Below are 2376 nucleotides of genomic sequence, written 5' to 3' on the forward strand. Positions count from 1 at the left end.
CATTTCCACGCCTCGCGGAACGGCGCAGCCAGCTTGCGGGCTCAATGAGCGGCGGCGAACAGCAGATGCTGGCGCTGGCTCGCGCGCTGATGCTCGCGCCGCGGATCTTGCTGGTGGATGAGCCGTCGGTCGGACTGGCGCCACAGCTGGTCGCGCGCACTATTGACGCCATCAAACTGCTCAAAGATCACTACCAGCTGACGGTGCTGATGGCTGAACAGAATTTCACGCAGGCGATCCGTATCGCCGACCGCGGCTATGTGATCGTGCACGGCAAGATCGCTTTCGAAGGCCGCTCGGCTGAGGAACTCAACAACAATGATCTGGTCCGCAAGCTTTACATGGGCATGTAACGAGCGCGAAGTTCCAAAAGCAAAACGGCGCGGGACTTGTCCCGCGCCGTTTTTTATTCGGAGCGCAGCCAAACTACTGCAGAGCTTTCTCGTAGGGATAAATCACATTGCCGGTCTTCAGATCAGCCGGTGTGAGCACGTTCTGATATCCCATGCCTTTCCAGGTCTCGAGGCCAGCGCCTTCCTTGATGCCGTGATACTGCACTTGCATCATGCCTGACTTCGTCCACTCGCCACCCGGGCCGTAAGACCAGTCGCCCATGATTGTCTTGTGCGGTGTCTTGCGGAGGTAGTCCGCGATCTTGTTGTCATCGATGCTTTTCGTGCCGGCAATCGCCTCGCCGAGCATGTTGATATACGCGTAGCCCCACCCACCGAGATAGTAGCCGAGTGGATCGACACCTTCAGCGCCGGCCTTCGCCTGATATTTTTTGAAGAACTCGGCTGCCGGCTTCATCAACCTGTCGGACGGCACCCATGTCTCATAGTTGATGATCCCGTTGAGCTTTGGTCCAAGCTTGCTCTTGAAGACCGTGGCCTGCAATCCGACCATCGCGCCTCCAATGATCTTCGGCTTGTAGTTGAGCTCACGGACCGCCTGCACAATGCCGACGGAGCCAAGGGGGTAGGAGCAGACGATGACCACGTCCGGATTGGCCGCCTGCACGGCGCGCACGATCGGCGTGTAGTCCGTCGTGCTCGGCGGATATTTCCGGTCGTAAACGATCTTCATATTGAACTTCTTGGCGTTCTCGCGGGCGCCGTCGCAGGCGTTATTGGAGAACTCGGCGTCCTCGACCACCAGCCCGAGTGTCGTCGGCTTCGGATTCTGCGCGGCAGCGACCTGAAACACGCCCTCGATAAACGACGGCTTGGTCTGCGGGCCGGTTGGCAACACCGAGAAGTACTTCGGGTATTTGAACTCGTGATTAACGTCGAGCGCAAACAGACTGATGTAGGTCTTGCCCTTCTGCATGACCACTGGCATCGCCGGCGCGTTCATGTTGGTGGCGTAACCGCCGACCACGAGCTCGACTTTGTCCACGTCGATCAGCTTGGTGTAGATGCCGGGCACCGTCGAAGGATTGCTCTGGTCATCGTAGAAGATCAGCTTGACCGGACGCCCGAGCAGACCACCCTTGGCGTTGGTCTCTTCTTCCCAGATTTTCATGCCAAGCAGCGCCTGTTTGCCGTTGGCGGCAAGCGGGCCGGTCAACGACATACCGAAACCGATCTTGATCGGCTCCTTGTTTTGGGCCGAGGCGGCCCCCACGAACATCGCGCCGGCGGCCACGACGGCGACAGCCGTCCCTGCCATCCAGGCAAATGTCCGGGACTTGAGATTTTGCAGCATATCTTCTCCTCCCATGAACGTCTTTTATTTCGATGACCAATAATGACAGCGCCCGACGCAATGGTCCATCGGGCGCGACAGAAAGTCCCGAGGATTAGACCAATTGCCGGATGCTACCCGCCAAAACGCACGCGGCGCAGCAAATTTGAGCCGCGCTGCGCCCTGAAACCCGGCTGTGGGCCAAGGTGGGAAGGCTTATTGCCTCGCCTTCTCGAAGGGATAGATCACGTCGCCGGACTTGTATTCCGCCGGTGTGATAATGGCCAGGGTCTCCGGATTCCTGAACTGGTCGATACCATTGCCTTTGATCCCGCGGAATTGCGCCTGGAAGACCCGCGACTTCGCCCATTCGCCGTTCTTGCCAAACGAAACATCGCCGACGATGGTTTTGAATGTGGTCTTGCGCAGGTAATCAGCGAGTTTGGCGTCGTCGACGCTTTTGGTTGCCGTGATCGCCTGTCCGAGAACGTCGAGATACGAGTAGCTGAACGGGGCCATATAGTAGCCGAGCGGATCCACGCCCGCTTTGACGGCACGATCCTGATACTTCTGCATGAATTCCGCTGTGCCCTTGAACATCAGGGATTTTGCGGGCAGCCAGAAGTCATAGTTCATGTATCCGTTCAATGCCGGGCCGAGCTTCGTCTTGAACACAGTCGACTGCAGCCC

2 protein-coding genes and 1 pseudogene are annotated in these 2376 nt (G+C 58.2%); 1 reads left to right on the forward strand and 2 read right to left on the reverse strand.

Translation table 11 applies throughout. The features are described from left to right. Nucleotides 1–353: ATP-binding cassette domain-containing protein (locus VN623_RS08445; RefSeq protein ID WP_325570047.1), on the forward strand; the 353-nt coding region annotated here is incomplete at its 5' end. Between the two features lie 73 nt (nt 354–426). Here the strand turns inward: VN623_RS08445 and VN623_RS08450 are convergent. Continuing rightward, nucleotides 427–1722 carry an amino acid ABC transporter substrate-binding protein gene (locus VN623_RS08450; protein WP_325570048.1) on the reverse strand — a complete coding sequence of 432 codons (1296 nt, stop codon included), beginning with the start codon at nt 1720–1722 and terminating at the stop codon, nt 427–429. Between the two features lie 180 nt (nt 1723–1902). Beyond that, nucleotides 1903–2376, reverse strand: a pseudogene (locus tag VN623_RS08455) (branched-chain amino acid ABC transporter substrate-binding protein); the annotation flags it as partial.

This window comes from Hyphomicrobium sp. (assembly GCF_035572195.1).
Taxonomy (GTDB): Bacteria; Pseudomonadota; Alphaproteobacteria; order Rhizobiales; family Hyphomicrobiaceae; genus Hyphomicrobium_B.

Coding starts and splice junctions, on each gene's coding strand:
- VN623_RS08450 (WP_325570048.1), bottom strand. CDS start 1,722: ATGGGAGGAGAAGATATGCTGCAAAATCTCAAGTCCCGGACATTTGCC.